Genomic DNA, 22,645 nt, shown 5'->3' with positions numbered 1-22,645 from the left:
CCCCGTCCGAGATCTGTAATAATCCGCGTTTAACTCTTATATGACGCAGTCAATCTGGAACGAGAAATCATATGAATAATTGGCGAATTGTTACGCGATCAGGTTTGAAGTTGAATATTCGCGCGGTGACTTCGGATGACGATGCGCTGTTGTCGGACTTCTTCCATCACATCCGTCCTGAGGATTTGCGCTTCCGCTTCCTCTCGAGCATCAATGAAGTGGGTGCCGAGCAAATCCGGCGCATGACCCATATCGATCACAAAGCCAACGAAACTTATGTGGCGTTCAGCGAAGACGACGGAGTCGTCGTCGCCGTGGCGGCGCTTGCCGGCGATGAGGCGAAACAGAAAGGCGAAGTCGCGATTTCCGTTCACGCAGACCATCACCATCAAGGCATCGGCTGGGAAATGCTGACGTTGCTCGCCGATCAGGCCGCGGCGCGAGGATTGAAAACGATTGAATCGATCGAAAGCCGGAACAATCACGAGGCGATCGAGGTCGAGCGGAATATGGGCTTTGCCGTCTCGTCCTATCCCGGCGATAACACACTCGTGCTCGTCTCCAAGCAATTGTCCTAATCGGAACCTGCGGAATTCTCCTGGCCGTCGGAGAATTGCGATTCGGCGCATCGGAGAATTGCGGCAATTGACCGATAGGCGGCAGGGCGAATGGAGGTGAGGCGCGTCGTGCCGCCCGTCGCGTCACAGACCATTCTCCCCGCACGTCCTATGCAACGCGTTCGCATGTGTTGCGCTATCTCGCCTCAGCAAGCATCGCACGTTCCGCACAATCTCCATCGAATGTCGAACTAAGATAACTTGTCATGAACCGGCGGTGCCACCGTCCACATACAACATCCCCACATAAGCGTTTCACCCCAAGCAATCGCATCACGAGCCCCAGTGACGCACTTGACTTAAATCAAGGTTGCTAACCGTTCATCATCCGAGTGTGCGCTTCCCTGGTGGGATCGGGAGGCAGCTTTGCAAGATGTATTGGACGAGCGCTCAGGTTTAAGCGACTCGCTGGCGCTGATTGGCGCGGTCATAACCGGCGTGATCGGTCTGATCTTCGCCGTCGCCGGAGAGGAGGAAATCCTCCGGCTTCAGGGGCTTTTCTTTTTGGCGGCGGCGGTGGCGGCGGGCTTATACGTCGCAACGCATCCGACCAACATCAGGGAAGAAAAACGCTCCGGCTATTTCGACGGGCCTATTCGCGTTGCGACGATCGCATGTGTCTTCTGGGGCGTCGTCGGATTTCTGGTTGGCGACATTCTCGCTTGGCAGCTGTCGTTCCCGGCTCTGAACCTCGATCTGCCGTGGACCAACTTTGGTCGCCTGCGCCCGGTGCATACTTCGGCCGTCGTGTTTGCGTTCGGCGGCAACGCCCTCATCGCGACGTCGCTTTACGTCGTCCAGCGCACGAGTCAGGCACGGATGCCAGGCAAATGGGCGCCGTGGTTCGTCGTCTGGGGTTATCAGCTTTTCATCGTCATCGCCGCGTCGGGCTATTTGATGGGCGTCACGCAAAGCAAGGAGTACGCCGAGCCCGAGTGGTATGCCGACATCTTTCTGACGGTCATATGGGTCACGTACCTGCTCATCTTCCTCGGCACGCTCAAAGGCCGCAAGGAACCGCACATCTATGTCGCCAACTGGTTCTACCTCGGCTTCATCGTCACGGTGGCGATGCTGCATGTCGTCAATAATCTCGCGCTGCCGGTGTCGTTCCTCGGAACGCTGAGCTACCCGCTGTTTCCCGGTGTCCAGGGCGCGATGACGCAATGGTGGTACGGGCATAACGCCGTCGGCTTCTTCCTGACGGCCGGCTTCCTCGGCATCATGTACTACTTCATCCCGAAACGCGCCGAACGCCCGGTCTACTCCTACCGGTTGTCGATCGTGCACTTCTGGTCGCTGATCTTCCTCTACATCTGGGCAGGCCCGCACCATCTCCACTACACGGCTCTGCCGGAGTGGACGCAGACGCTCGGCATGACGTTTTCGATCATGCTGTGGATGCCGTCATGGGGCGGCATGATCAACGGCCTCATGACGCTCTCGGGCGCATGGGACAAGCTCAGGACCGATCCCGTCATCCGGCTGCTCGTCGTCAGCGTCGCTTTCTACGGAATGTCGACGTTCGAAGGCCCGCTGATGTCCATCAAAGAGGTCAACTCGCTCTCGCATTACACTGACTGGACGATCGGACACGTTCACTCCGGCGCGCTGGGTTGGGTCGGCATGATTTCATTCGGCGCCGTCTACTGCCTCGTGCCGTGGCTGTGGAAGCGCAAGGGTCTCTACTCGCAGAAGCTCGTCGAATGGCACTTCTGGCTCGCGATGATCGGTATCGTTCTCTACATCTCGTCGATGTGGGTGGCGGGCATCACGCAGGGTCTTATGTGGCGTGCTTTCGACCGCCTCGGCTTCCTCAAATATTCCTTCATCGAAACGGTTGAGGCGCTGCATTGGCCCTACGTCATCCGTGCGACAGGCGGCGTGCTGTTTCTGCTCGGCGGATTGATCATGGCCTACAACGTCTGGCGCACCATTCGTAGTGATGTGTCCGTCGACGTCCGGGATCAGCCTGCGGTGGCCGCTGCGCCCGAGCTGCGCCCCGGTGCCATCGCAATGCCAGCCGAATAACAGGAGCGATAATCGTGAACCACGCGATCTTCGAGCGAAACTCGATTATTCTTTTGATCGGCGCGCTGATTGTCGTGTCGATCGGCGGCATCGTCGAAATCGCACCGTTGTTTTACGTCCAGTCGACGATCGAGAAAGTGCAGGGCATGCGCCCGTACTCGCCGCTCGAGCTTGCCGGACGTGACATCTACGTGCGCGAAGGCTGCTATAATTGTCATAGCCAGATGATCCGCTCGCTGCGCGATGAAGTCGAGCGCTACGGTCACTACTCGCTGGCGGCGGAAAGCATGTACGACCACCCGTTCCAGTGGGGATCGAAGCGCACGGGGCCGGATCTTGCGCGCGTTGGCGGCAAGTATTCGGATGCCTGGCACGTCGAGCACATGCGTGATCCGCGCTCGGTCGTGCCCGCTTCGATCATGCCGGGATACCCGTTTCTCGATCAGACGCTTCTCGATACGTCGAAAATCTCGAAGCGCATGAAAACGATGCAGACGCTGGGCGTTCCCTATACCGACGAGATGATCGCCAGCGCCGACAAGGACGTTGCTGCGCAAATTTCGCCGGATACGAAAGAAGCGAAGGCGATGCTCGCGCGCTACCCGAAGGCGCAGGTGAGAAAATTCGACGGTCAGGCGGCGGGAGAGAACGTCCCTCCGACGGAACTCGATGCCGTCATCGCCTACCTGCAAATGCTCGGCACGCTCGTCGACTTCACCAAGTTCGACGCCAGTGGTCCCAACCTGCGATAGGGAGATCGGGTCTTGGCTTACGAAGACATACAAGTCGTCACGCAGATTGCGTCGCTCGCACTGTTCATGGGCATCATGGTCGTGGCGTACATCTACGCTTTTCGCAGAAGCAACAAAGCTAAATTCGCCGAAGCTTCCGAAATGCCTCTTCGCGACGATGCGCCGCCTGCCGATTGGGATAAGCAATGAGCCATCACAAAAAGATCGACGATGTAACAGGTGTCGAAACAACTGGACACGTCTGGGACGGCGACATCTACGAACTGAACAAGCCGCTTCCTAAGTGGTGGCTTTACTCATTCTATGCCTGCATCCTCTGGGCGATCGGCTATTGGATCGTGTACCCGGCCTGGCCACTGGTCAACAGCTATACGACAGGCGTGTTGGGTTACAGCCAGCGCAGTCAGGTACAGCACGACATCGATGAGTGGAAAGCCGGTCACGCCAAATACCGCACGCAGATCGCGGAGCTTTCGCTCCCCGACATCCGCAAGAACGAAGAACTCTTTCAATTCTCGATTGCGGGCGGCGCGGCACTTTTCGGCGAGAACTGCGCCGGTTGCCATGGGCGTGGAGCGCAGGGCGGCGTCGGCTATCCCAACCTCAATGACGACGACTGGCTGTGGGGCGGCGATCTCGAAAAGATTCACGAGACCATTGCCTACGGCGTCAGGAACGGCAATTCAAAGGCTCACGATACTGCGATGCCGCATTTCGGGACTGATAAAATTCTCGATAATGCGCAGATCAGCGACGTTGCGAACTTCGTTCGTGCGTTCTCTCATCTCGATGTCGACGCCGAGGCAGCCAAACGAGGCTCGCAGATCTTTGCCGACAATTGCGCCGCCTGCCACGGCGAGCAGGGCAAGGGTAATCAGGACATGGGTGCTCCCAACCTGACGGATGCCATCTGGCTTTACGGGAATTCTCAGGAAGCCGTGATGCAGAGCGTTCGCACGGGCCGGGGCGGGATCATGCCGGCGTGGTCGGAGCGTCTCGATCCGGTCGCCGTGAAAATGCTGACGCTTTTCGTGTATTCTCTGGGTGGAGGGCAAGCCGAAGCGGCAAGCGCTCCGGCTTCTGCGGAGCCAACAAAAGCGCAATGACAGCAATGGGCAAACCGAACAAGTTTCTGATCGGAGGGGATGGTGCTCACCCAGCACCGCCCCTGGCTGCACCGCCCCCGGCTACGCCAGCTCATTCGGACTACGTCTCCCGGCAAAAAATATACCCCAAACTTGCTCGCGGGACGTTCCGCAATGTCAAGTGGGCCGTGATGGCGATCACGCTCGGCATCTACTACATCGTGCCCTGGTTACGATGGAACCGTGGCGAGGGCCTGCCCGATCAGGCTATCTTGTTCGACTTTGCCAATCAGCGTCTGTTGTTCGGCCCGATCGAGATCTGGGCGCAGGAATTCTACTACGTCACCGGGCTCTTGGTGCTTGGCGCGCTTGGGCTGTTTCTCGCCACATCGATCGCAGGCCGCATGTGGTGCGGCTACGCTTGCCCGCAAACAGTTTGGACCGATCTGATGATCGCGGTCGAGCGGTTCTGGCAAGGCGATCGCAACGCGCAGTTGCGGCTCGATGAACATGGATGGACGTTCGAAAAAATCTGGAAGAAGTCGGTTACGCATCTCTCGTGGTTGCTGATCTCGCTCGCGACCGGTGGCGCTGTCGTCTTCTATTTTCGCGATGCGCCGACGCTGGGCGTCGAACTGCTGCACGGAACAGCGCCTGGCGTGGCCTACGTCTTCCTCGGGATCTTCGCGCTGACGACTTATCTGCTCGGCGGTTGGGCGCGTGAGCAGGTCTGCATATATATGTGTCCGTGGCCGCGCATTCAGGGCGCTATGGTCGACCGCGACTCGCTTCTCATTTCATATCGCGATCTCCGTGGCGAGCCGCGCGGCGCCCACAAGAAGGGCACGACGTGGGACGACCGCGGCGATTGCATTGATTGCACGGCCTGTGTCGCCGTTTGCCCGATGGGCATCGACATTCGCGACGGCTCGCAGCTCGAATGCATTCAATGCGCGCTGTGTATCGATGCCTGCAACGAGATCATGGATCGCGTGGGTCGTCCGCGTGACCTGATCGCCTACACAACCATAGGCAACCTCGCCAATGCCACGTCGGCACCGCGCGAGGGTTGGCGCATTATTCGTCCGCGTACATTACTTTATACGGCGATGATCACGCTCGTAGCGTCGCTGATGGGATGGTCGCTGTTTAATCGTGCCGATTTCGAACTGAGCGTCATACAGGATCGCAATCCGCTGTTCGTCGTGTTGAGCGACGGCGGGGTTCGCAACGGCTATACGCTGAAAATCGCGAACAAGATCGAGGGCGCGCGGCAATTCAAACTTCGCTTTAGCGGCGTGCCTGGACTGCAGCCAAAATTCGTCGAGTTCGACGGCACCGATCCGATGATCGAGGTCGGTCCGGCCGAGGTGAGGGCGGTCAAGGTGTTCCTGTTGCTGCCCGGAGACAAAAAGAAAGACCTGAAATCCGACGCCGATCCGGTCAAAATCGAACTCGACGACGTTGCGAACGGACATACGACATCGCGCACGACAACATTCAGGAGCCCGCCATGAGCGCAGCCGTTTCATCGAAAGGTGTCATTCGCGGATGGCACGTGCTCGCCGCGCTCGTAGGCTTCTTCCTGACCGTCACCGCCGTCGATTTGATCTTGGTCACCAAGGCCGTTTCCACATTCAGCGGTGACACGGCCGACGCCTACCGCAAAGGCTTGGCCTACAACCATACGCTCGAGGAAGAGGCCATTCAGGACCGGCTCGGGTGGCACGAGAGCCGGTCGTTCGAGCAGCGCACGGGACGTCTTTCGATCACCGTGACGGATGAAAACAAGACTCCCGTCGACGGTCTCCGCTTGCAGGCCGACATCGGACGCGCGGCGACAGACATATTCGATCGCAGCATCATGTTGGAGCCCGTGGGCAGCGGCACTTACGGAGCCGACATCGCCGGACTCGCCGAGGGAGCGTGGACGCTTTCGGTCAAGGCATCGGAGGATGGCAAGATCGTTTATAGATCGAGGGCCCGGATATGGAAGCAGCCCTAGACGCGACAACGGTAACGCATGAGCTGAAGGCGGCAACACGGCAGACGGTCGTGCTCTCGGTGCCGACCATCGTTTGCGGCAATTGCATCCGCTCCGTCGAAAATACGCTTCGCACGTTGCGTGGGGTCGAAGCCGCGCGCGCCAACCTGACGACCCGGCGCGTGTCCGTCGTGTTCGATCCCGCGCTCAATTCGATGGTCGACCTGACGGCGGCTCTCGAACGCGCTGGATTTCCGTCGGCTTTGCTCGCCGACGATGCCGAGACCGAACAGAAGGCCCGTGTCAGCGAACTCGTTCCCCGCGTCGGTGTAGCGGGATTTGCAGCTGCCAACATCATGTTGTTCTCCGTTTCGGTCTGGTCGGGGCAGGCGAGCGACATGGACAGCTCCGTCAGGGAGATGTTTCACTGGCTATCGGCGCTCATCGCGTTGCCGGCAGTCGCCTACGCGGGGCAGCCGTTCTTCAAGTCGGCTCTTGCGGCGTTGAAATCCGGGCGTCTCAACATGGACGTTCCGATCTCGCTCGGCGTCCTGCTGGCGACTGGTATGAGTCTCTTCCAGACGATGCGCAACTCGGATCAGATCTACTTCGACGCCGCCGTCACGCTTCTGTTCTTCCTGTTGATCGGCCGGGCGCTCGATGAGCGCATGCGCACGAAGGCGCGTGGCGCGGCGGAGAATCTACTCGGCCTGCGGGCGAAAAACGCGACGCTCATCGAGAGCGATCAAACGACCAAGGTCATTTCGGCAAGCCAGATCAAGCCCGGCATGATCATCGCGGTCGCGGCGGGCGAGCGCGTCGCCGGCGACGGCGAAGTCATTTCCGGCGAGAGCGAAATTGACGAAAGCCTGATCAGCGGCGAAACACGGCCGCGCGCCGTGTCGACCGGCGATGCCGTCTACGCCGGAACCGTCAATTGCGGCGGGGCATTGCGCGTCCGCATCACGGCGGCGGAAGAAAACACACTGTTGAGCGAGATCGGCCGCATGATGCTGGCCGCCGAGCAAAGCCGCGGCCGCTATGTCCGCCTCGCCGATCGCGCCTCGCGCCTCTATGCTCCTGCCGTCCACGTTTTAGCGCTGCTGACATTCACCGCCTGGATGCTGATCGGCGCGCCCTGGGATCAGGCGCTGACCTACGCCATCGCGGTTCTGATAATTACCTGTCCGTGCGCTTTGGCGCTTGCGGTTCCCGCCGTGCAGGTCGCCGCGATGAGCCGCTTGTTCAGCAAGGGCGTGATCGTCAAGGCTCCCGATGGACTGGAGCGTCTCGCCGAAATCGATTGCGTCGTCTTCGACAAGACGGGAACGCTGACGACGGGCGAGCTGCGCCTCGAGACGAACGGCAACGTCGATACGGTGGCGCTTGGCCGGGCCGGAGCGATCGCAGGAACGAGCAAGCATCCTTACGCGCAGGCGCTCGCAAAGGCGGCCCGAGAAGAAGGCATTCGCGCGCACGCTGTCGACGATGTACGCGAAGTGCCGGGCTCCGGCCTCATCACCGCCTCGGGAGGCCTTGAAGAAAAAGTTGGATCGGCAGCCTGGGTCGGCGCCGAAGAGGGCCTCGCCTCGATCTGGTACCGGGCCAAAGGCAAGCCCGCCGTCGGCTTCGACTTCATCGATGAACCGAGGAAGGATGCGACCTCGTGCGTGTCCGAGCTTCAGCGCTCAGGCTACTTGGTCAGCCTGTTATCGGGCGACCGGCGTGAGGCCGTCGAGCAGACAGCCGCCGTTTGCGGCATCGAAGGATGGGCCGCCGAGGTTCGTCCCGACCAGAAACTGCAGACGATCGAAGCGCTGAAGGCTCGCGGCTTGAAAGCCCTGATGGTCGGCGATGGCCTCAACGATGCGCCCGCACTCGCCGCCGGTCATGCTTCGCTGTCGCCCGCATCCGCCATCGACATCGCTCAGAATGCCGCCGATGCCGTCTTTCAAGGCGAACTTCTGCAGCCGGTCATCGAGACGCTGGCGCTTGCCAAGGCGGCTCGCCGCCTGGCGCTTCAGAACTTTGCGATCGCCATCATCTACAATTCGGTTTTCGTGCCGCTCGCGATGCTGGGCTACGTGACGCCGTTGATCGCGGCGTTGGCCATGTCGGGTTCGTCGATCACGGTGACGGCCAACGCGCTTCGGCTCCGTTCAATGAAGTTGCATCTTCCAGAGATCGGAACATCGCCATGACCGCGCTTGCCTGGCTCATTCCTGCTGCGTTGACGCTCGGTATGATGGGGCTCGCCGCCTTCCTATGGGCACTGCGCAGCGGTCAATTCGACGATCTCGAAGGCGCCAAGTGGCGCGCCATCAGCGACGATACCGATGTCGCCGGTGCACCGCCCGAACGAGGCCCGGCGGGAGATGCTTGAGCAAAGCTTCATTCATGGTGCCGCAGCGGGGCTCGCGAGCGCATTCCATTGCGGCACGATGTGCGGCGGCATTGCCTGCGGAGCCAATCTACTGCTCGGAGCGACGACGCCGGGCGAAAGAAACCTCAATCTCGCGTTGCTGCAGGTCGGACGCATCGCGACCTATTCCGTAATCGGCGGCGTCGCGGGCGCGTTCGGCGGATCGGTTCTGGCGAACTCACCCTTGAGTAATCCCGCCGTGCTGCAGTGGGCAACGGCGGTCTCTCTGCTCTGGATGGGGATGGTGCTCGCCGGGCTGATGCCGAGACTGGCCGTCATCGATCACGGCATGCAGGCGCTCGCGTCACGTGCGAATACGCTGCTCCGGCCCGCGGGTCGAACCCGGTATGTTGCGCCGATGACGCTCGGTGTCGTCTGGGGCCTCAACGCCTGTCCGATGGTCTATGGAGCAGCGTTTCTTGCGTCGCTCACGCAGACAGGAGTGCAGGGCGCAACGTTCATGCTGGGCTTCGGCGTCGGAACGGTGCCGGCCGTGATTGCGTCAGCCTATGGCGTTTCGTGGCTGAACCGGCGCGCCCAGGGTACGAGCTGGAAACTGTTTGCCGGTCTCGCTCTCGCGGCGGGCGGCGTTGCGGTCATCTATTTCCCGCAGCATTTCGCGAGCTTGTTGTGTATCGTGAAATAGCCTGCCGTTTTTGCTCAATTCGCGGAAAGTAAAAGCGAGTGCGATCGATCGCACTCGCTAAGTCACGCGGATTCAAGAACCGCTACTGTCCACCCAGAAACGTCCATCTAGGATTTGAAGAACTGATAATCGGGTAGTGCCTTCAGCGAATCCTTCGTGCCGTCGGTGACGACCTTGAGGCTCGATCCGTCGCGGGTGATCTTGAGGTTACTGAACGGAACGGCGACATACTTGTCGCCAATGCCGAGGAACCCGCCAACGCTCAGCACGACTTCGTCCATAGATCCATCGGCTTTGAGAACGATATCTTCAATGCTGCCGATATTTTCGTTGGCGCTGTTGTAGACCTTGGAGCCCACAAGCTTGCTGGTGCGAAATTCGTCCGCAGTCTGCATATTGTCGACGGCAAAGACGGGAGTTGCCATTGCGCTCGTTGCAAGAACCGCAGAAGCGGCAAGGCTCTTCAGAAAAACACGGGTCATGTATGCCTCCATTTCACAGATGCATACAAAGCGCCCGAGCCTGCCATTGGTTCCCGGTCACGAGACCGCGATCGTCGCAGGATTTAGAGATCTGGGAACTTCCCATTTTCGAGGAAGTTGGGGTTATAAGCTCTCTACGCGCTATAACGCTTCACGAACAGAAGCGCGCAGGCGAGACATGCGGCCGTTGCGCCGCCGATGATGATGATGGCGAGCCAATCCGCGCCCGCGTATCCCCAGAATGCGCTCATCGTGTCGTCTCCGTCAGTAGTCCCGTATCCATCATCCGTGTTTTTCCGAATTCCGTGACGGCGTAGAAAAAGGTCAGCATCGACTTCCCGCGGATCGTCGTCAGTTGCGATTGAAGCCGGGTGATCACGCCCGCTGCGGCCAATTCATCGAGTGCGATGCGAATGGTATTTTCCCAATAGTCGCCCGAGCGACCGTACTCCCGGAGTGTCCGAGCGATCAGCTCTTCGTCCCATAAGCCGGCGGAGCTGTTGAGCTCGACCAGCAGGAAGCCCTTCTGGTGCAGCTTCATGGCGTTTTCGGTCCTGTATCGGTATCGCGCAGTTGGGCAACGGATTCGGCGGGCTCGCTGAACATGACGAAACTGCCAAGCACCGTCAGCACCAACCCGATGATGAAATACCACTCCGGCAGCTGCAGCGTGAACATGGCGATGAAGATGAGTGCGAAGATCGCGTAGAGGTTTCCAATTGCCTCGCCGCGGCCTACGCCGATGAGGGTAAAGCTTTTGTAGAACGACGTGTAGCAGTACGCGTGGCAGGCCGAGGCAAGGACGATCCACAGCATGGCCCTGCCGTGCGTCAGGGTATCGACAACGAGAGTGCCGATCGGAAACTGCGTGAAAAGCGCCAAGAACGGCAGGATCAAAATGCCCCAGAAAAGGACCTCGAAGCTGAAGCGACATTGAATGCCGGCGTCGGGATCGGACACGTCGATCGCTCGTGCTGCAACCGCGCCTTCCAGTCCCCAGCCGAGCGCCGACATGATTCCGCCGACGTATCCGAGCCAGACGTGATTGCTTGAAATGTCGAGTTCGCCGAACAGGCTAGGACCGTAAATGGCAATTCCACCCATGATGATGATCGCCATGCCGAGGGCGGCGCGTCCGGTGATCCTTTCCTTGTACCACAGCCTCGCAACCACGGCGCCGATGACCGGATAGAAGAGCGATGTCACAGCCGCGAAAACCGGGCCAACGAAACCCATCGCCATGTATGAACCGAAGATCGCGAGCGGTCCTCCGCAAAGAGATGCGAGCGCGTACCATTTCGAAATCCGGCGGAAGCGGACCAGCGTGCGGCCGTAGTCCGCGATCTTGCCAAGCGCTCCGTTCCACAGCAGCAGGAAGGCGAAAACCATGATCGCGTGGATCCATGTCATGACCGCCGTCGCAGCAAGGCGCATGCCCATCTGGTCGGCGGGAATGTCAACGTAGGGTTTTTCGTACCAGAGCGCCGTCCCAGGAACGTACCACGCGCCCCAAAGGATCGCAGTCCACAACGCCCAGGCGAAGCCCCAACGCTGCAAGCGCGCGTAATGCGCTTTGAGTGCTTCCGTTCGAAGCTTGTCAACGGTTTCGGCTGTGGCCATCGGAACGTCCCTATCGTTGCAGAGTTCTCGTTCGCTGATCGCGTTCGCGCGCTGCAACCGCGAAGTCTGCGGCGAACCTGACGCTGCCGTCTTTTCTACGCTCGTTCTCCGATAGATTAGTTTTCACTGGCCTGGATCAGGCAATAGTGCCTATTGGCACTATGTGCGCGGTGCATCTCCGCCCGTGCGGCAGATTTCGGATGCTTGAAAAGTTGGTCGGTCGCAAGCCATGAGCGGCAATTCCAAGAAAGTGCCTGTTACGCGCCTAACGGACGCGCAGTGGTTTCACCGCACCGGCCGCGTCGCAATGTCAATCGGACAGGATACCTTCCATCGGGAATTGCTCGATCTTTTCGGCTCGACGATGAAGCATGAGTCCAGATGGATCATGCGCTATTCGCGCTTCGCCCCGCCCGACATTCTTTTTACGCACAACGTGCCGGACGACATCGTGCAACTTTACACCCGCGAATGCTCCACGATCGATCCGTACGCCAACCACTGGAAGGCGCGCGGAACGCCTGGTGTCCTGACGCTATCGCGGTTAAAAACTGAAAACGTTGAGTTCATCCTCTATTCAAAAATGTTCGGCGCCACCGCCAACGTTTCCGACGAAATGGCGATGTTCTTCACCACCGTCGGACATTGCTGCCTGGCGCTATTCCTGGTGCGGGAAAAGGGAACGTTCTCGTCGTCCGACATCAAAAGGGCCGAGCTGATCTTTCCGGCTCTGGATGGCTATCATCACGCGCATCTCAGTTGGTTGTTCAATGGACTCCGGTACGCGAACCGGAGCGGAATGGATGGCTTCATCAATCGCCCGACTCTCATCCAGGACCGGTTCCGCGAGCAAGTCTATGCGAGCGATTCCTGGGTCCAGGCCGCGGCGCAGGATCCTGCGATCGACGAGATCGTGCACGCCACGGAAAATAAAGCGACGCAAAAGTATGACCTGGAAGATTTCATTCTGCGCTCCGAGGCGCTGGATCGCCACTTTCCCCTGGCGCCGGGCGGACGCATTTATGCGTTGGAACCACGGCCCTTGGTCAAAAACCAACATGAGTATGTCGATCAGGTTGTCGCCACGCTCGGCGACTTCACGCGGCGAGAGCGGGAAATTCTTGCTTTGATCATGATGGGTCACAGCACGGGCGAGATCGCGCAAAAGCTTCAGATCAGCAAGGGCACGATCAAAAACTGCCGTCTGCGCATCTATCGCAAAGCCGACGTGACGTCGGAGCGCGCGCTGGTGAATAAATTCACCGCGACATTCAGGTAGCTCCGCAGCGCGACAGACTTTTCAATGTAACGATCTTCAGCGGGCATTCCCCGAAAGCAATGATCGCAGCGGGTTCGCGGATCGCGCTGCGACGGACGAACGGTCGTATGTCCGGTATCCACGAAAGATGTCAGAGCCGCCGCCGGCCTCTGATCGAGTTTCGGGCGGCTGCCTCAGCAGCTCCAGATACGAAATGGCATTGACATCGACCAGCCCGACCATCGCTGGAATGTAAGGAAGGTCGAGAAGCCTTGCGATCGTGACGCGATGCAGCCCAGACCCTCGCATGATGGCGAACCGACCGGCTGCGTCGATACCGACTTGAACGCCGCCGTATTCACGGAAATTCCAGCGCTTCAATTGTTTCTGGGTCTTGAACACCCTTTCTTGCTCAATCCTGCGGTAGAGTTCGTCAAGCTTGCGGTAGCGGCGCAGTATTGCTGATTTCGTATTGCGCCGTATGCCGGCCCGCAAGAGCTTGACCCGGCTCATGCCTCTTGTGAAGTCCGGTGTTTTTTCCCATGGCAGCCCGTCGCGCCAATGCATCAGGCTGGACTTTACCTGCACGAGGTCTTCGAGCGGTGAAAAGTGTAACCCTCGGCGCTCAAAATCCACGATGCGGCCGCTTATGCGGCGAATACTCAGACCCTCGGGCAGATCCTCAAGATAGAAATTGATCTTTTTCGGATCAACCCAAATGAGTTCGGCAGTTCTCGGCGCGGCCGAGCCAAACACGGCTCGATTCTCCCTGTCTCGATGGACAGCTCGTAGTGCGACGGCTATTTGCTTGATATCGTGGATGGCCATCATGATCTCCAGAATTGAAGAATGATGTTTCGGGCGGCAGCGATCGACGTTTCGATGCCGCCTCCGTTGTAAAACAGGACGTACGTCGTCGGCCTGCGGAGCGATAAATTGTCGAAGATAATGCGATCGTATTTTGTATGTCCGGCTGCTGTCATTTCTCTCTTGCGTTGCGACAGCCGATCTTGCGGAACCAGAAGATGGACGACCGGAATTCGTTGTCCGAATGCGCGCGACAGGCGGGATGTCCAGTGAAGCCTTGGGTTATCGGATTTTCGGTCGACGATGAGAAAATCGATCAGCGCTCGGTCAATGAGCATCAGCTTGTTTCCCGAGACCATGTTCAACAGGGGCAGCGCCGCGGACGCGCGCAGATAGTTGAAGGGCGCGAGGGTGTCGTCGAATTTCTCCCGACCTTGGAGGAGAAGCGGACGGATCAAGGCGACGGCAATCTTGTAAAAAATGGAATTCCGGTACAGCCGTTTGCCGACGTAGCTCTTAAATTTTTCGGGGTCGGCTTCCCGAAGCTGTTTGATGATGCTCGTTTTTCCAGAACCGTCGCAGCCCATAATCGAAATGCATCGCGTTTTTCGCGGAGCATCGAGCCATGCTGCGCTCGCTTCCGCCACGAGCTTGTGGCGCAGTCGCGTCAGGGGCCGTTCGGCAGGCCAGAGCTTATTTTCTGAAAGCAGTTGCCGGCTTACGGCCAAAGCGGCCTCGTCGATCTTCGCCGTTCGCCCGATCCTTGCGAAAACGGCGGAAAGCTCTGGAAATCCCGCCGAAGCGCACGTGCTTTCGTAATTCGCGAGTCTTCGGCGAACCTGTTCGCTTTCGAGCTTCTTCTTCTTGCTGATGAGATGCTCAAGGTAGGTCGCCGCTTCGATAGCCGGCGGCAATCTCACGATGCCGCGCGATGCCGCGAGCAGATGACTGATATCTTCAAACTTGAGGTAGGTCGTTCCACCAGCAAGCTGCCAAAGCTCGATCCAGAAATCGAAACAGATGCTGTTGCGCCCTTCGATGTCGAATATCTCGAGCGCAATCTTGTCGCCGGATCGCGACCGTATGAGCGCATGACATTCGCCATTGAGGCTCCACGCGAAAACCGCGTGCAATAGTGCGTTGACGGACGATGCGCTGGTGAGGAAGTCGACGTCTCCGGCGCATATGTCATTCGCGCTCAGAGGATTTCCGCGAAGCTGCACGAGGCACCACGGACCGCTATGAATCCTGTCGATGATCGAGGCGAGCGCCGATTGCGGCCCTCCCTCCGACGTGCGCCTAGTTTCGTCCTGAACCAAATTCACATTGCTTGCATTCGGGGAAGGGCTCGCTGCTACGCCGGTAATGCTCCATTCGGTGGCAACAGCTTCCAGTTTTTGCGATGTGCTCATGGTCATCATGTTGTCGATGATCCATGCCGCGATCTGCGCGGATACCTTCCTGCGCGCGAAGCAATTGCTCGGATTTCCCAGTTATGTTTCGATGCGCGATCGAAAATGGTGCTGCCGCCAACTGGCGCGCGCGAGATGCCCGACAGTCGAAAGCCGGTTGTCGTAGGACTGAACAGCGCCGCCACTCGGCGGCCTGAGGCGCTCCAAATCAGCACGGTCCCCCCGGCGTCTGAGCTTACTTCGTCAATCAAGCCATATGGCCAAAGCAGGTAAGCCAAATCGCCTAGGTAGAGCGCCCTATTGTTACAAATATGTCAAGAAACAGACATGAAAATGTTGTGTGCATGTGCTGCATCCGTGTCAGTGAATGCTGAGAAACGACAATGTGATGTGTACGCACGAGTGTTCGAAGCGAACTCAGCATTCGAGTTTCCGCTTCACGTTCGCGCGCGCCGGTTGTCTTCCGCCAAGCTGTGTTCGTTTGCAAAACGCGGTATACGGCGCGGCGCGCACCGAGCCGTTGCGACGGACATCGGAGCCGCGGAGGATGCCCGATCTTCAAAGATCGGCTTGTGTCGCCTGATCCTTCTTCAGCACGATCACGCCGTCCGCGTCGCCGACGACAACGTCACCCGGAGAAACGCTGACCGACGCGATATCAACGTCGATATTGAGGCTGCCTTCACCTCTCCGCGTCGATTTTCGCGGTACTGGGCACAACGCATTGATCACAATATCGAGCGTTTGCAGCACGCATGTATCGCGCACCGAGCCGAGGATGATGATGGCCTCCCAGCCGTTCGCCACGGCATCCTTCGCGATCATGTCGCCGAGCAACGCGCAGCGCGTGCTGCCGCCTCCGTCGACAACGAGAACTTTTCCTTGTCCCGGGGTCGCCAGAGCTTCCTTGATGCGCGAATTATCCTCGAAGCATTTGATCGTGACAGCGATGCCTTTGAATATCTTCCGCTTACCAAAGTCGCGAAACAGCGGCGGCAGGAGGCGCGCGTCATCGCCGAAGCGGTCGGATAGATCGCACGTTGCGGGAACGGTCATGTCGGCTCCTTGAGATCGGTCGTTATGCAACTGGATAAGGGGTGAAGCGCCGCTCGTTTTCATCGACGGCGGTGCGACCGCCAATCGGCGGAAATGCGCGCTGCGGACAAGTTGGACGCTCACAGACCTTGCAGCCCGCTCCGATCGGCACCGCGACGCCCGAGCCGGCAAGGTTCAGGCCTTTCGCGTAGACGAGCCGGCTCGCATGACTGAGGTCGCAGCCGAGACCGATCGCAAACGTTTTGACCGGAGCGCCGAAACCACCGTGCCCGCGCGAGACCGTTCGCGCGACCCAAAGATACGTGCGCCCGTCTGGCATTTGCGCGAGCTGTGTGAGAATACGCCCCGGCGTCGAGAATGCTTCGTATACGTTCCATAACGGACATGAACCGCCGACACGCGAAAAATGAAAATCCGTCGCCGACTGGCGTTTCGAAATATTTCCCGCCCGATCGACGCGCACAAAAAATAACGGTACGCCACGCGCCTCAGGCCGCTGCAACGTGCTCAATCGATGGCAAATTGTTTCGAAGCCGACGCCGAAGCGCTGCCCGAGTAGATCGATGTCGTAGCGCAGTGTTTCCGCAGCTTCGAGGAACGGCTTATAGGGCAGCACCAATGCACCCGCAAAATGGTTGGCGAGGCCGATGCGCGCCAGGCGGAACGTTTCCTCGCTGTCGTCCGCGGCGTCCTTCGCCAGCCGGTCAAGCGTGTCGCCGATGTCGAGAAAAGCAAGCTGCGTCGCGATCTCGAACGCCTGCTGGCCAGGATTGAGGTTTGCGGAAAGTTCAAGCGTGCGCCGTGCGCGATTGAATCGCCGTTGCGGCGAAAGCGTATCGGTCGCCGGCACGATGACGATATCGACGCCGTGCTCCGCGCGCAGATAGTGCCTAAGGCCAGTCGCGACATCCCCGATGACGAGATGCGCTTTGCCGAACAGCGCCTCGGCGGCTTCATCGAGCTCCGCGATGTAGTTGTGGCGCGCGTAGAAGTAGTCGCGCACCCTTTCGTAGGGCATCAGCGTCGCGGGTTCGATCTCTTCCGCGCTCAGCCCGAGGCGTGACGCCATCGCGTCGGCGCGTTCGGAAGCCTGACGGGATCGCGCATGCAGCGCGATGATCGCCCGCCCGACTGTCGGCATGTTGGCGGCGATTTCGCGGATTTCCGTCAGCGCGATGGATTCCCCGAGTCCGGGGTCGGCCAGCACTTCTTTTAGATCCGCGATCAGACGCGCTTCCTCGTCCTCGGAAAAAAGCTGCACGTCGACGCCGAAGACGGCGTTGATCTTGAGCAGGATCGGCACCGTCAGCGGACGCTGATTTTTTTCGAGTTGATTGAGATAGCTCGGCGACAGCTCAAGGGCGCGCGCCAGGGCGACCTGTGTCAGCGCGCGCTCCTCTCGAAGCCGCTTCAGGCGAACGCCCATGAAAGCTTTTCTCATGTCGGCCTCAATATTCGCAAAATTCGCAAATTCGCAGATATGGCCTCGCAAAACTCCGCAATTTCAGGAGTTTCGCGAGAATTAGGAATGCGGATATTGCGAATATAAAGTCATTTGGCAAGCGAGGACGGCGATGAAGAGTTCGGAAATCGTGCAGTTGGGGCTAGACGCGGCTCTCGACCGGTTCGATGGCATCGAGCGTCCCTATTCCGTTGCCGACGTGCAAAAGCTGCGCGGCTCGGTGCCGATCCGTTACACGCTGGCGGACATCGCGGCGAAGCGCCTTTGGCATCTTCTCAACGCCGAGCAATATGTCCACGCGCTCGGCGCCGTCACCGGCAATCAGGCGATGCAGATGGTCCGTGCCGGATTGCAGGCCATCTATCTTTCCGGCTGGCAGGTCGCCGCCGACGCCAACACCGCAAGCGCCATGTATCCGGATCAGAGCCTCTATCCCGCGAACGCCGGCCCGGAGCTTGCGCGCCGCATCAATCGCACACTGCAGCGTGCCGACCAGATCGAGCACATGGAAGGCAAGTCGAGCGTTGCGACTTGGTTCGCTCCGATCGTCGCGGATGCGGAAGCGGGTTTCGGCGGGCCGCTCAACAGCTTCGAGATCATGAAGGCTTACATTGAAGCAGGCGTCGCAGGCGTTCACTTCGAAGATCAGCTCGCTTCCGAAAAGAAGTGCGGCCATCTCGGCGGCAAGGTTCTGATCCCGACCGCCGCGCACATTCGCAATCTCGTTGCGGCTCGGCTCGCGGCCGACGTGATGGGCGCTGCGACGCTCATCGTTGCGCGCACCGACGCGGAATCAGCAAAGCTGATCACCTCGGACATCGACGAGCGTGACCGCGAATTCATCGTCAAGGGCGAGCGCACGGCGGAAGGTTTCTATACGTTGCGCAACGGCGTCGACGCCTGCATCGCGCGGGGCCTCGCCTATGCGCCGTATGCCGACCTCCTGTGGTGGGAAACATCGACACCCAACCTCGAGCACGCGCGGAAATTCGCCGAGGCCATTCACGTCAGGTATCCCGGCAAGAAGCTCGCTTACAACTGTTCGCCGTCATTCAACTGGCAGAAGAAGCTTGATCCCGCGACGATCGCAAAGTTCCAGAGCGAGCTTGGCGCAATGGGCTACAAATTCCAGTTCGTCACGCTCGCAGGCTTCCACCAGCTGAACCACGGCATGTTCCAGCTGGCGCAGGGTTATCGCGATCGCGGCATGGCGGCGTATTCGGAGCTGCAACAGGCCGAATTCGCAAGCGAAGCGCACGGCTACGCCGCGACGCGGCACCAGCGCGAAGTCGGCACCGGATATTTCGACGCCGTGTCGCTCGCGATCACCGGCGGGACGTCATCGACGACGGCCATGTCGGGCTCGACCGAGACAGCGCAGTTCCACGGCGATGCAGTCAGGCCGGCGGCCGAATAGCCGCGTAGCGGGAGTTATTTCCTTGAGATCAGCGGACATCATCATCATGGCCGAGCCCTTCAACGGACCGAGAAACGACGATGTCGACGCAGCTATTCGCAAGGTCGCGGATACGCTGCACCGGCTCAATCTGCAAATCCATCAGGCCGTCGAAGCAGGTGCATCGATCGAGCTGATGCGAGCCCATCGTGTCCACAACGGCCGCGGTCAGTGGGGCGATCAAATGGTTCCGATCGTGCGCGTGCCCGATACGCCTTCAAAGGAATAAAAGATGCCACTCGATCCTGCCGAGACGCGCTTCGCCGAGATTGTATTCCCCGAACAGGCCAATCACTACGGCACTCTGTTCGGGGGCACCGCTTTAAATCTGATGAGCAAGGCCGCGGCAATTGCTGCGGCCCGGCGCGCGGGAGGGAGCGTCGTGATGGCGCGCTCCGACCGCGTCGATTTTCACATGCCCGTACTCGTCGGCCAGCTCGTCGAACTCATCGCGCGCGTCGAGCGGGTTGGACGCAGCTCAATGACGGTAAAGGTCGACGTTGTCGCCGAAACACTCGGCAAGGCCGATCGCAAGCTCGCGATGCGCAGCAGCTTCGAGATGGTCGCCGTCGATGAGAACGGCCGCCCGCAACCCATCGCGGCAGAAAACGCCGCTTGATCCGATATCGTTTTTTCGAAAAGGCAAATACCATGGTTCAATCCGCAAACCTTGGCTTTCCGCGCATTGGCTTTAAGCGCGAACTCAAGAAGGCGACCGAAATGGGCCGTTGAATGTTCCGGCTGCCGGCAGCGGACGCTTCGAAAGCTAGAGCCCCGTCTTTGCCGTTTATGTAAACGCTCGCAGCGCAAGGAAACGCTCAGATTCCAAGGCGTCGGCTTAATCCGCTACGGGCCAGGAACGGACATGGCGCGGATGCAAGGGCCCGTTGTAAGAACGGCTGCACGGTGCGCGGAGCACATGTCAGAAAGTCTTTCTCCGAAGGCTTCAGTCGAAAAGCGAAACCTGCTCTGAACGCCATACACAAACGATCGGCACACGGTGCAAAATTGCGACAAGTACACGACATTTGGCTGTCGAAAGCTTGACGGGTTTGCAATAGTGCGATGGCCTGGCATAGGCTAGATTGCCTATTTAATCAGGCCTCATGGCCTAGTGCGGGTGTTTCGAGCGGGAGCCAACCTGATGATGAATGTTGGTTTTCATGGCGATGTGCAAGGTCATTCGGCTCAAGATAAAGAGATCCGATTTTTGCTTGTGTCGGGTGCGTCCGGCGGTGGGAAGTCCACGTTCATTCGCGCTCTCACTCAGGGATGGCTCGACCCGTACATCGTCGCACAGCTACCGTCAGGTTGTGCCAATTGGCCCGTCATTGACGTCAATGACATCCACAAAGAGGGTCTTGCGATTAGCAAGGTGCTGGAGAGCATCGGGCCCGAAAAATGCGCCGTTCTCCATTATGATATCTCGTACATTTTTCGATGGGGACTTCCATCTTATTCCGATGATGCGGCCGACGCTCTTTTTAAGTTAGCCAGCCGCATTGATTGCGTATTCGTTAAAACTGATGGTGCCTGCCTGCGGAGACAGCATCTTGCCCGCGAACGCGAACGAATGCGCCGAAAGAACCGCGCTGAAATCGCATGGCAAAAATGCGTAAGGAAGCCGATGCGTGTTTTTGCGCAAAGTCTTCGTGGGATTCGCCGTCGTCGAGCACAGCACCTCTACGCTCAGCCCGAGTTTCTCGTGCAGTGCTACTCCCTTTGGGAATCGTACGCTCGCGCGCTCGGAGTCTCTTGTCCTGATTATTCTCTGCTGACTGTCGAGCCTGAAAAGACGCTCGATGGCCCTCCGATGTTTCGCCTTGTTCCAACCACGCGTTAGCTCTATTCGGCTCGCTCGCTGCAGTCGAAGAGGATGGCGTGATTGGAAGGGACCAGTGAAATTCAGGGTGACGCCGCGCTAAAGCTGGATGTGCGCGCCATCATTGCCGACAAGCTTGTCCTGCTGGCGCTCGCGCCTGCATGGCTCACTCCACGATTAATTCTGTCATGGGGTGCGCGTGACGTCCTGGCGCTGGAAAGGGACGCCAACCCCCCGAACGGCGCTCGGACCGAATATGGCTTCGTTGCGCGTTTCGACGCCATATCGGACGTTCGCAAAAACAATTGCGATGTCGCAATCCTCCACGGCGCTGCCGTTTCTGCTCTCATCGACAAGCGGATGTTCGGACGATTTCGCTACATTCTCATTCCGAAAATACAAGGAGCAGTTCCGGCGGCCATCGGACTGGCGCGGTACGGACGACGCGGCGGTCTCAAGATCGTCGGCAGCACGACACTGAGGACGACTGGAGGCGCGCGGAGTTATTGGATCTTACGCTCCTCCGTCAAACTGACTGATAACCGCAGGCAATATGCACCTGCCGGTCGAACGCCTCTGGAGATATTGCGTCAGATCTCTCATCTCAATCAGATCGTCTTGCGTTGGAGTGAGAAAATTGAAAGCGGGACGCACTCGGGCGACATGGACATTCTCGTGGCTGCGTCGGATGTTTCTCAGATGCTGGAATGTTTCCGCTCGAGCGTTTCGACCTATCCACTCGATGTCTATACGGACGACGGAAGCGGCGGATTCAGCTATAAAAGCGTACCCTACTACACCTCCAAACTCGCAGTTGCACTACTCCGTTCTGCAACGCTTCGTCCTTCGGGCGTCCGTGTTGCCGACGCCGAGTCGCGCTTTCTCGCCTTCTGCTATCACCTGATGTTTCACAACAAGTCGGAGAAGATCGCGCCCAGCACGCAAGTCATAAATCGCCAGACTTTCAAAAGCCCTCATTACTTCGATGAACTGTCGCGTCTCGCTTTATGCGCAGAGCGCTCAGTGCCGCAAAGCTTTAGCGAAGTCGAAACCTTACTGAAAGATGCGGGCTGCCTGCCGAGCCTCGATTTGATCGGATTTTACAGCCGCCGAAACTCCTTCCTTCAGCATCGCTATTTCGATCAGGCAAAGCGGCCTGCGGGACTGGCGACTTTTTTCATCCGAGACTTTGGCCAAGGCCTCTCCGTAGTGCCGAATGTGCGCGCGAAGCTCGCGGAACATTTCGAGACGCTTTGCGAAGGTCCTGTCGCGCCTGATCAGTACGCCAGCATCCTGACCGGCGTTCGTGGAGGGAACTGGACCGACCCGCAGGGACCCAATGGAATGGCTAAGCCGGTGTACTGGTTCGTCTGCTGGGACGCGCGTCCCAAATCCCCCTCAAAAGCGATGAGAAAGAAGCATCCCCGGCTTGATAATGAGCACATAAGGATCAAGGACACGATCCGAAATGAGTTTGGCGGTGATAAGAGAAAGGTTCCACCTGTCGTTCACTCCAGCGATAACGCGCTCGAAGCGCTCGATCATTTGCGCCACTTACAGCTGCTCGATCATCCCGCTATCGCGGAGCGCATCCGGACGCGCGGTTGATGCGAGCGCGGAGAGCCTCTTAAAAAAAGAAAGTTCTTCACGCACTCGGATGCGAAATTATGGTTTCAGATTTTCAGACAATTAGAGGAACTGCATCCACCGCGATGTAGTCACCGCCAACAACG

General features: G+C 58.8%; 23 protein-coding genes. 16 read left to right on the top strand and 7 right to left on the bottom strand.

The features are described 5' to 3' along the window. The first annotated feature begins 71 nt into the window (after positions 1-71). The 10 genes from WC026_RS08495 to WC026_RS08450 all read left to right on the top strand — a co-directional run bounded on the left by WC026_RS08495 (position 72) and on the right by WC026_RS08450 (position 9,537). Complete coding sequence (locus tag WC026_RS08495) at positions 72-578, top strand: N-acetyltransferase family protein (protein WP_372710429.1); 507 nt, start codon at positions 72-74, stop codon at positions 576-578. A 447-nt stretch (positions 579-1,025) separates the two neighbouring features. Then, complete coding sequence (ccoN, locus tag WC026_RS08490; protein ID WP_372710454.1) at positions 1,026-2,648, top strand: cytochrome-c oxidase, cbb3-type subunit I; 1,623 nt, start codon at positions 1,026-1,028, stop codon at positions 2,646-2,648. A gap of 14 nt (positions 2,649-2,662) precedes the next feature. Then, a complete protein-coding gene (gene ccoO, locus WC026_RS08485) occupies positions 2,663-3,400 on the top strand; it encodes a cytochrome-c oxidase, cbb3-type subunit II (RefSeq protein WP_372710427.1) in 738 nt (245 codons plus the stop codon). Between the two features lie 12 nt (positions 3,401-3,412). Further along, entirely contained in the window at positions 3,413-3,589 is a 177-nt protein-coding gene (locus WC026_RS08480) for a cbb3-type cytochrome c oxidase subunit 3 (protein ID WP_372710425.1), read from the top strand. Continuing rightward, positions 3,586-4,506: a cytochrome-c oxidase, cbb3-type subunit III gene (gene ccoP / locus WC026_RS08475; RefSeq protein ID WP_372710424.1), complete on the top strand. Its 921-nt coding sequence runs from the start codon at positions 3,586-3,588 to the stop codon at positions 4,504-4,506. The genes WC026_RS08480 and ccoP overlap by 4 nt, the downstream gene beginning before the upstream one ends. After that, complete coding sequence (gene ccoG / locus WC026_RS08470; protein WP_372710423.1) at positions 4,503-6,002, top strand: cytochrome c oxidase accessory protein CcoG; 1,500 nt, start codon at positions 4,503-4,505, stop codon at positions 6,000-6,002. Before ccoP ends, ccoG begins: the two co-directional genes overlap by 4 nt. Continuing rightward, complete coding sequence (locus WC026_RS08465) at positions 5,999-6,490, top strand: FixH family protein (RefSeq protein WP_372710422.1); 492 nt, start codon at positions 5,999-6,001, stop codon at positions 6,488-6,490. Before ccoG ends, WC026_RS08465 begins: the two co-directional genes overlap by 4 nt. Beyond that, the gene (locus WC026_RS08460; RefSeq protein WP_372710421.1) at positions 6,475-8,670 is read left to right on the top strand and encodes a heavy metal translocating P-type ATPase; all 2,196 of its coding nucleotides are present in this window, start codon (positions 6,475-6,477) and stop codon (positions 8,668-8,670) included. Before WC026_RS08465 ends, WC026_RS08460 begins: the two co-directional genes overlap by 16 nt. After that, entirely contained in the window at positions 8,667-8,852 is a 186-nt protein-coding gene (ccoS, locus tag WC026_RS08455; protein ID WP_372710419.1) for a cbb3-type cytochrome oxidase assembly protein CcoS, read from the top strand. The genes WC026_RS08460 and ccoS overlap by 4 nt, the downstream gene beginning before the upstream one ends. Further along, a complete protein-coding gene (locus WC026_RS08450; protein ID WP_372710418.1) occupies positions 8,845-9,537 on the top strand; it encodes a sulfite exporter TauE/SafE family protein in 693 nt (230 codons plus the stop codon). The genes ccoS and WC026_RS08450 overlap by 8 nt, the downstream gene beginning before the upstream one ends. A gap of 107 nt (positions 9,538-9,644) precedes the next feature. On the opposite strand, the gene WC026_RS08445 is transcribed toward WC026_RS08450, so the two are convergent. From WC026_RS08445 to WC026_RS08435, 3 genes are all read right to left on the bottom strand, one after another. Next, on the bottom strand, positions 9,645-10,019 hold the full coding sequence (locus tag WC026_RS08445) for a PRC-barrel domain-containing protein (protein WP_372710417.1): 375 nt from the start codon (positions 10,017-10,019) through the stop codon (positions 9,645-9,647). A gap of 247 nt (positions 10,020-10,266) precedes the next feature. Continuing rightward, positions 10,267-10,560 (bottom strand): hypothetical protein, encoded by a 294-nt coding sequence (locus tag WC026_RS08440; protein WP_372710416.1) that lies wholly within the window; start codon positions 10,558-10,560, stop codon positions 10,267-10,269. Continuing rightward, entirely contained in the window at positions 10,557-11,639 is a 1,083-nt protein-coding gene (locus tag WC026_RS08435) for a hypothetical protein (protein WP_372710415.1), read from the bottom strand. The genes WC026_RS08440 and WC026_RS08435 overlap by 4 nt, the downstream gene beginning before the upstream one ends. Before the next feature lie 229 nt (positions 11,640-11,868). On the opposite strand from WC026_RS08435, the gene WC026_RS08430 reads away from it, so the two are divergent. Beyond that, positions 11,869-12,918, top strand: coding sequence for a LuxR C-terminal-related transcriptional regulator (locus tag WC026_RS08430; RefSeq protein ID WP_372710414.1), 1,050 nt, complete (start codon positions 11,869-11,871; stop codon positions 12,916-12,918). Between the two features lie 36 nt (positions 12,919-12,954). Here the strand turns inward: WC026_RS08430 and WC026_RS08425 are convergent, their stop codons facing one another. The 4 genes from WC026_RS08425 to WC026_RS08410 all read right to left on the bottom strand — a co-directional run bounded on the left by WC026_RS08425 (position 12,955) and on the right by WC026_RS08410 (position 17,613). Further along, a complete protein-coding gene (locus tag WC026_RS08425; protein ID WP_372710413.1) occupies positions 12,955-13,728 on the bottom strand; it encodes a hypothetical protein in 774 nt (257 codons plus the stop codon). Continuing rightward, entirely contained in the window at positions 13,725-15,125 is a 1,401-nt protein-coding gene (locus tag WC026_RS08420) for a hypothetical protein (protein WP_372710412.1), read from the bottom strand. Before WC026_RS08420 ends, WC026_RS08425 begins: the two co-directional genes overlap by 4 nt. A 549-nt stretch (positions 15,126-15,674) precedes the next feature. Next, entirely contained in the window at positions 15,675-16,172 is a 498-nt protein-coding gene (gene rraA / locus WC026_RS08415; RefSeq protein ID WP_372710411.1) for a ribonuclease E activity regulator RraA, read from the bottom strand. A 22-nt stretch (positions 16,173-16,194) separates the two neighbouring features. Beyond that, positions 16,195-17,613: a short-chain fatty acyl-CoA regulator family protein gene (locus WC026_RS08410; RefSeq protein WP_372710410.1), complete on the bottom strand. Its 1,419-nt coding sequence runs from the start codon at positions 17,611-17,613 to the stop codon at positions 16,195-16,197. Positions 17,614-17,746: 133 nt separating this feature from the next. Between WC026_RS08410 and aceA the strand changes: the two genes are divergently transcribed. From aceA to WC026_RS08385, 5 genes are all read left to right on the top strand, one after another. Continuing rightward, positions 17,747-19,051 (top strand): isocitrate lyase, encoded by a 1,305-nt coding sequence (aceA, locus tag WC026_RS08405; RefSeq protein ID WP_372710409.1) that lies wholly within the window; start codon positions 17,747-17,749, stop codon positions 19,049-19,051. Positions 19,052-19,073: 22 nt separating this feature from the next. After that, entirely contained in the window at positions 19,074-19,319 is a 246-nt protein-coding gene (locus tag WC026_RS08400; RefSeq protein ID WP_372710408.1) for a hypothetical protein, read from the top strand. A 3-nt stretch (positions 19,320-19,322) separates the two neighbouring features. After that, positions 19,323-19,709, top strand: a complete 387-nt coding sequence (locus WC026_RS08395; protein ID WP_372710407.1) for an acyl-CoA thioesterase — start codon at positions 19,323-19,325, stop codon at positions 19,707-19,709. A 525-nt stretch (positions 19,710-20,234) separates the two neighbouring features. Then, positions 20,235-20,933, top strand: coding sequence for a hypothetical protein (locus WC026_RS08390; protein ID WP_372710406.1), 699 nt, complete (start codon positions 20,235-20,237; stop codon positions 20,931-20,933). 42 nt (positions 20,934-20,975) lie between these two features. Further along, positions 20,976-22,520: a hypothetical protein gene (locus WC026_RS08385; RefSeq protein ID WP_372710405.1), complete on the top strand. Its 1,545-nt coding sequence runs from the start codon at positions 20,976-20,978 to the stop codon at positions 22,518-22,520. The last annotated feature ends 125 nt before the right edge of the window (positions 22,521-22,645 follow it).

Source organism: Hyphomicrobium sp., from assembly GCF_041674905.1.
Lineage (GTDB): Bacteria > Pseudomonadota > Alphaproteobacteria > Rhizobiales > Hyphomicrobiaceae > Hyphomicrobium_B.
The sequence above is the reverse complement of the archived record's forward strand: the minus strand, read 5'-3'. Positions and strand labels throughout refer to the sequence as shown.

What these genes read in the sequence shown, in the direction of transcription:
- WC026_RS08495 (WP_372710429.1), top strand. Translation starts at nt 72, where the DNA reads ATGAATAATTGGCGAATTGTTACGCGATCAGGTTTGAAGTTGAATATT.
- ccoP (WP_372710424.1), top strand. Translation starts at nt 3,586, where the DNA reads ATGAGCCATCACAAAAAGATCGACGATGTAACAGGTGTCGAAACAACT.
- WC026_RS08425 (WP_372710413.1), bottom strand. Translation starts at nt 13,728, where the DNA reads ATGATGGCCATCCACGATATCAAGCAAATAGCCGTCGCACTACGAGCT.
- ccoG (WP_372710423.1), top strand. Translation starts at nt 4,503, where the DNA reads ATGACAGCAATGGGCAAACCGAACAAGTTTCTGATCGGAGGGGATGGT.
- WC026_RS08420 (WP_372710412.1), bottom strand. Translation starts at nt 15,125, where the DNA reads ATGATGACCATGAGCACATCGCAAAAACTGGAAGCTGTTGCCACCGAA.
- WC026_RS08435 (WP_372710415.1), bottom strand. Translation starts at nt 11,639, where the DNA reads ATGGCCACAGCCGAAACCGTTGACAAGCTTCGAACGGAAGCACTCAAA.
- WC026_RS08445 (WP_372710417.1), bottom strand. Translation starts at nt 10,019, where the DNA reads ATGACCCGTGTTTTTCTGAAGAGCCTTGCCGCTTCTGCGGTTCTTGCA.
- WC026_RS08430 (WP_372710414.1), top strand. Translation starts at nt 11,869, where the DNA reads ATGAGCGGCAATTCCAAGAAAGTGCCTGTTACGCGCCTAACGGACGCG.
- WC026_RS08460 (WP_372710421.1), top strand. Translation starts at nt 6,475, where the DNA reads ATGGAAGCAGCCCTAGACGCGACAACGGTAACGCATGAGCTGAAGGCG.
- WC026_RS08410 (WP_372710410.1), bottom strand. Translation starts at nt 17,613, where the DNA reads ATGAGAAAAGCTTTCATGGGCGTTCGCCTGAAGCGGCTTCGAGAGGAG.
- aceA (WP_372710409.1), top strand. Translation starts at nt 17,747, where the DNA reads ATGAAGAGTTCGGAAATCGTGCAGTTGGGGCTAGACGCGGCTCTCGAC.
- rraA (WP_372710411.1), bottom strand. Translation starts at nt 16,172, where the DNA reads ATGACCGTTCCCGCAACGTGCGATCTATCCGACCGCTTCGGCGATGAC.
- ccoS (WP_372710419.1), top strand. Translation starts at nt 8,667, where the DNA reads ATGACCGCGCTTGCCTGGCTCATTCCTGCTGCGTTGACGCTCGGTATG.
- WC026_RS08395 (WP_372710407.1), top strand. Translation starts at nt 19,323, where the DNA reads ATGCCACTCGATCCTGCCGAGACGCGCTTCGCCGAGATTGTATTCCCC.
- WC026_RS08390 (WP_372710406.1), top strand. Translation starts at nt 20,235, where the DNA reads ATGATGAATGTTGGTTTTCATGGCGATGTGCAAGGTCATTCGGCTCAA.
- WC026_RS08440 (WP_372710416.1), bottom strand. Translation starts at nt 10,560, where the DNA reads ATGAAGCTGCACCAGAAGGGCTTCCTGCTGGTCGAGCTCAACAGCTCC.
- WC026_RS08450 (WP_372710418.1), top strand. Translation starts at nt 8,845, where the DNA reads ATGCTTGAGCAAAGCTTCATTCATGGTGCCGCAGCGGGGCTCGCGAGC.
- WC026_RS08465 (WP_372710422.1), top strand. Translation starts at nt 5,999, where the DNA reads ATGAGCGCAGCCGTTTCATCGAAAGGTGTCATTCGCGGATGGCACGTG.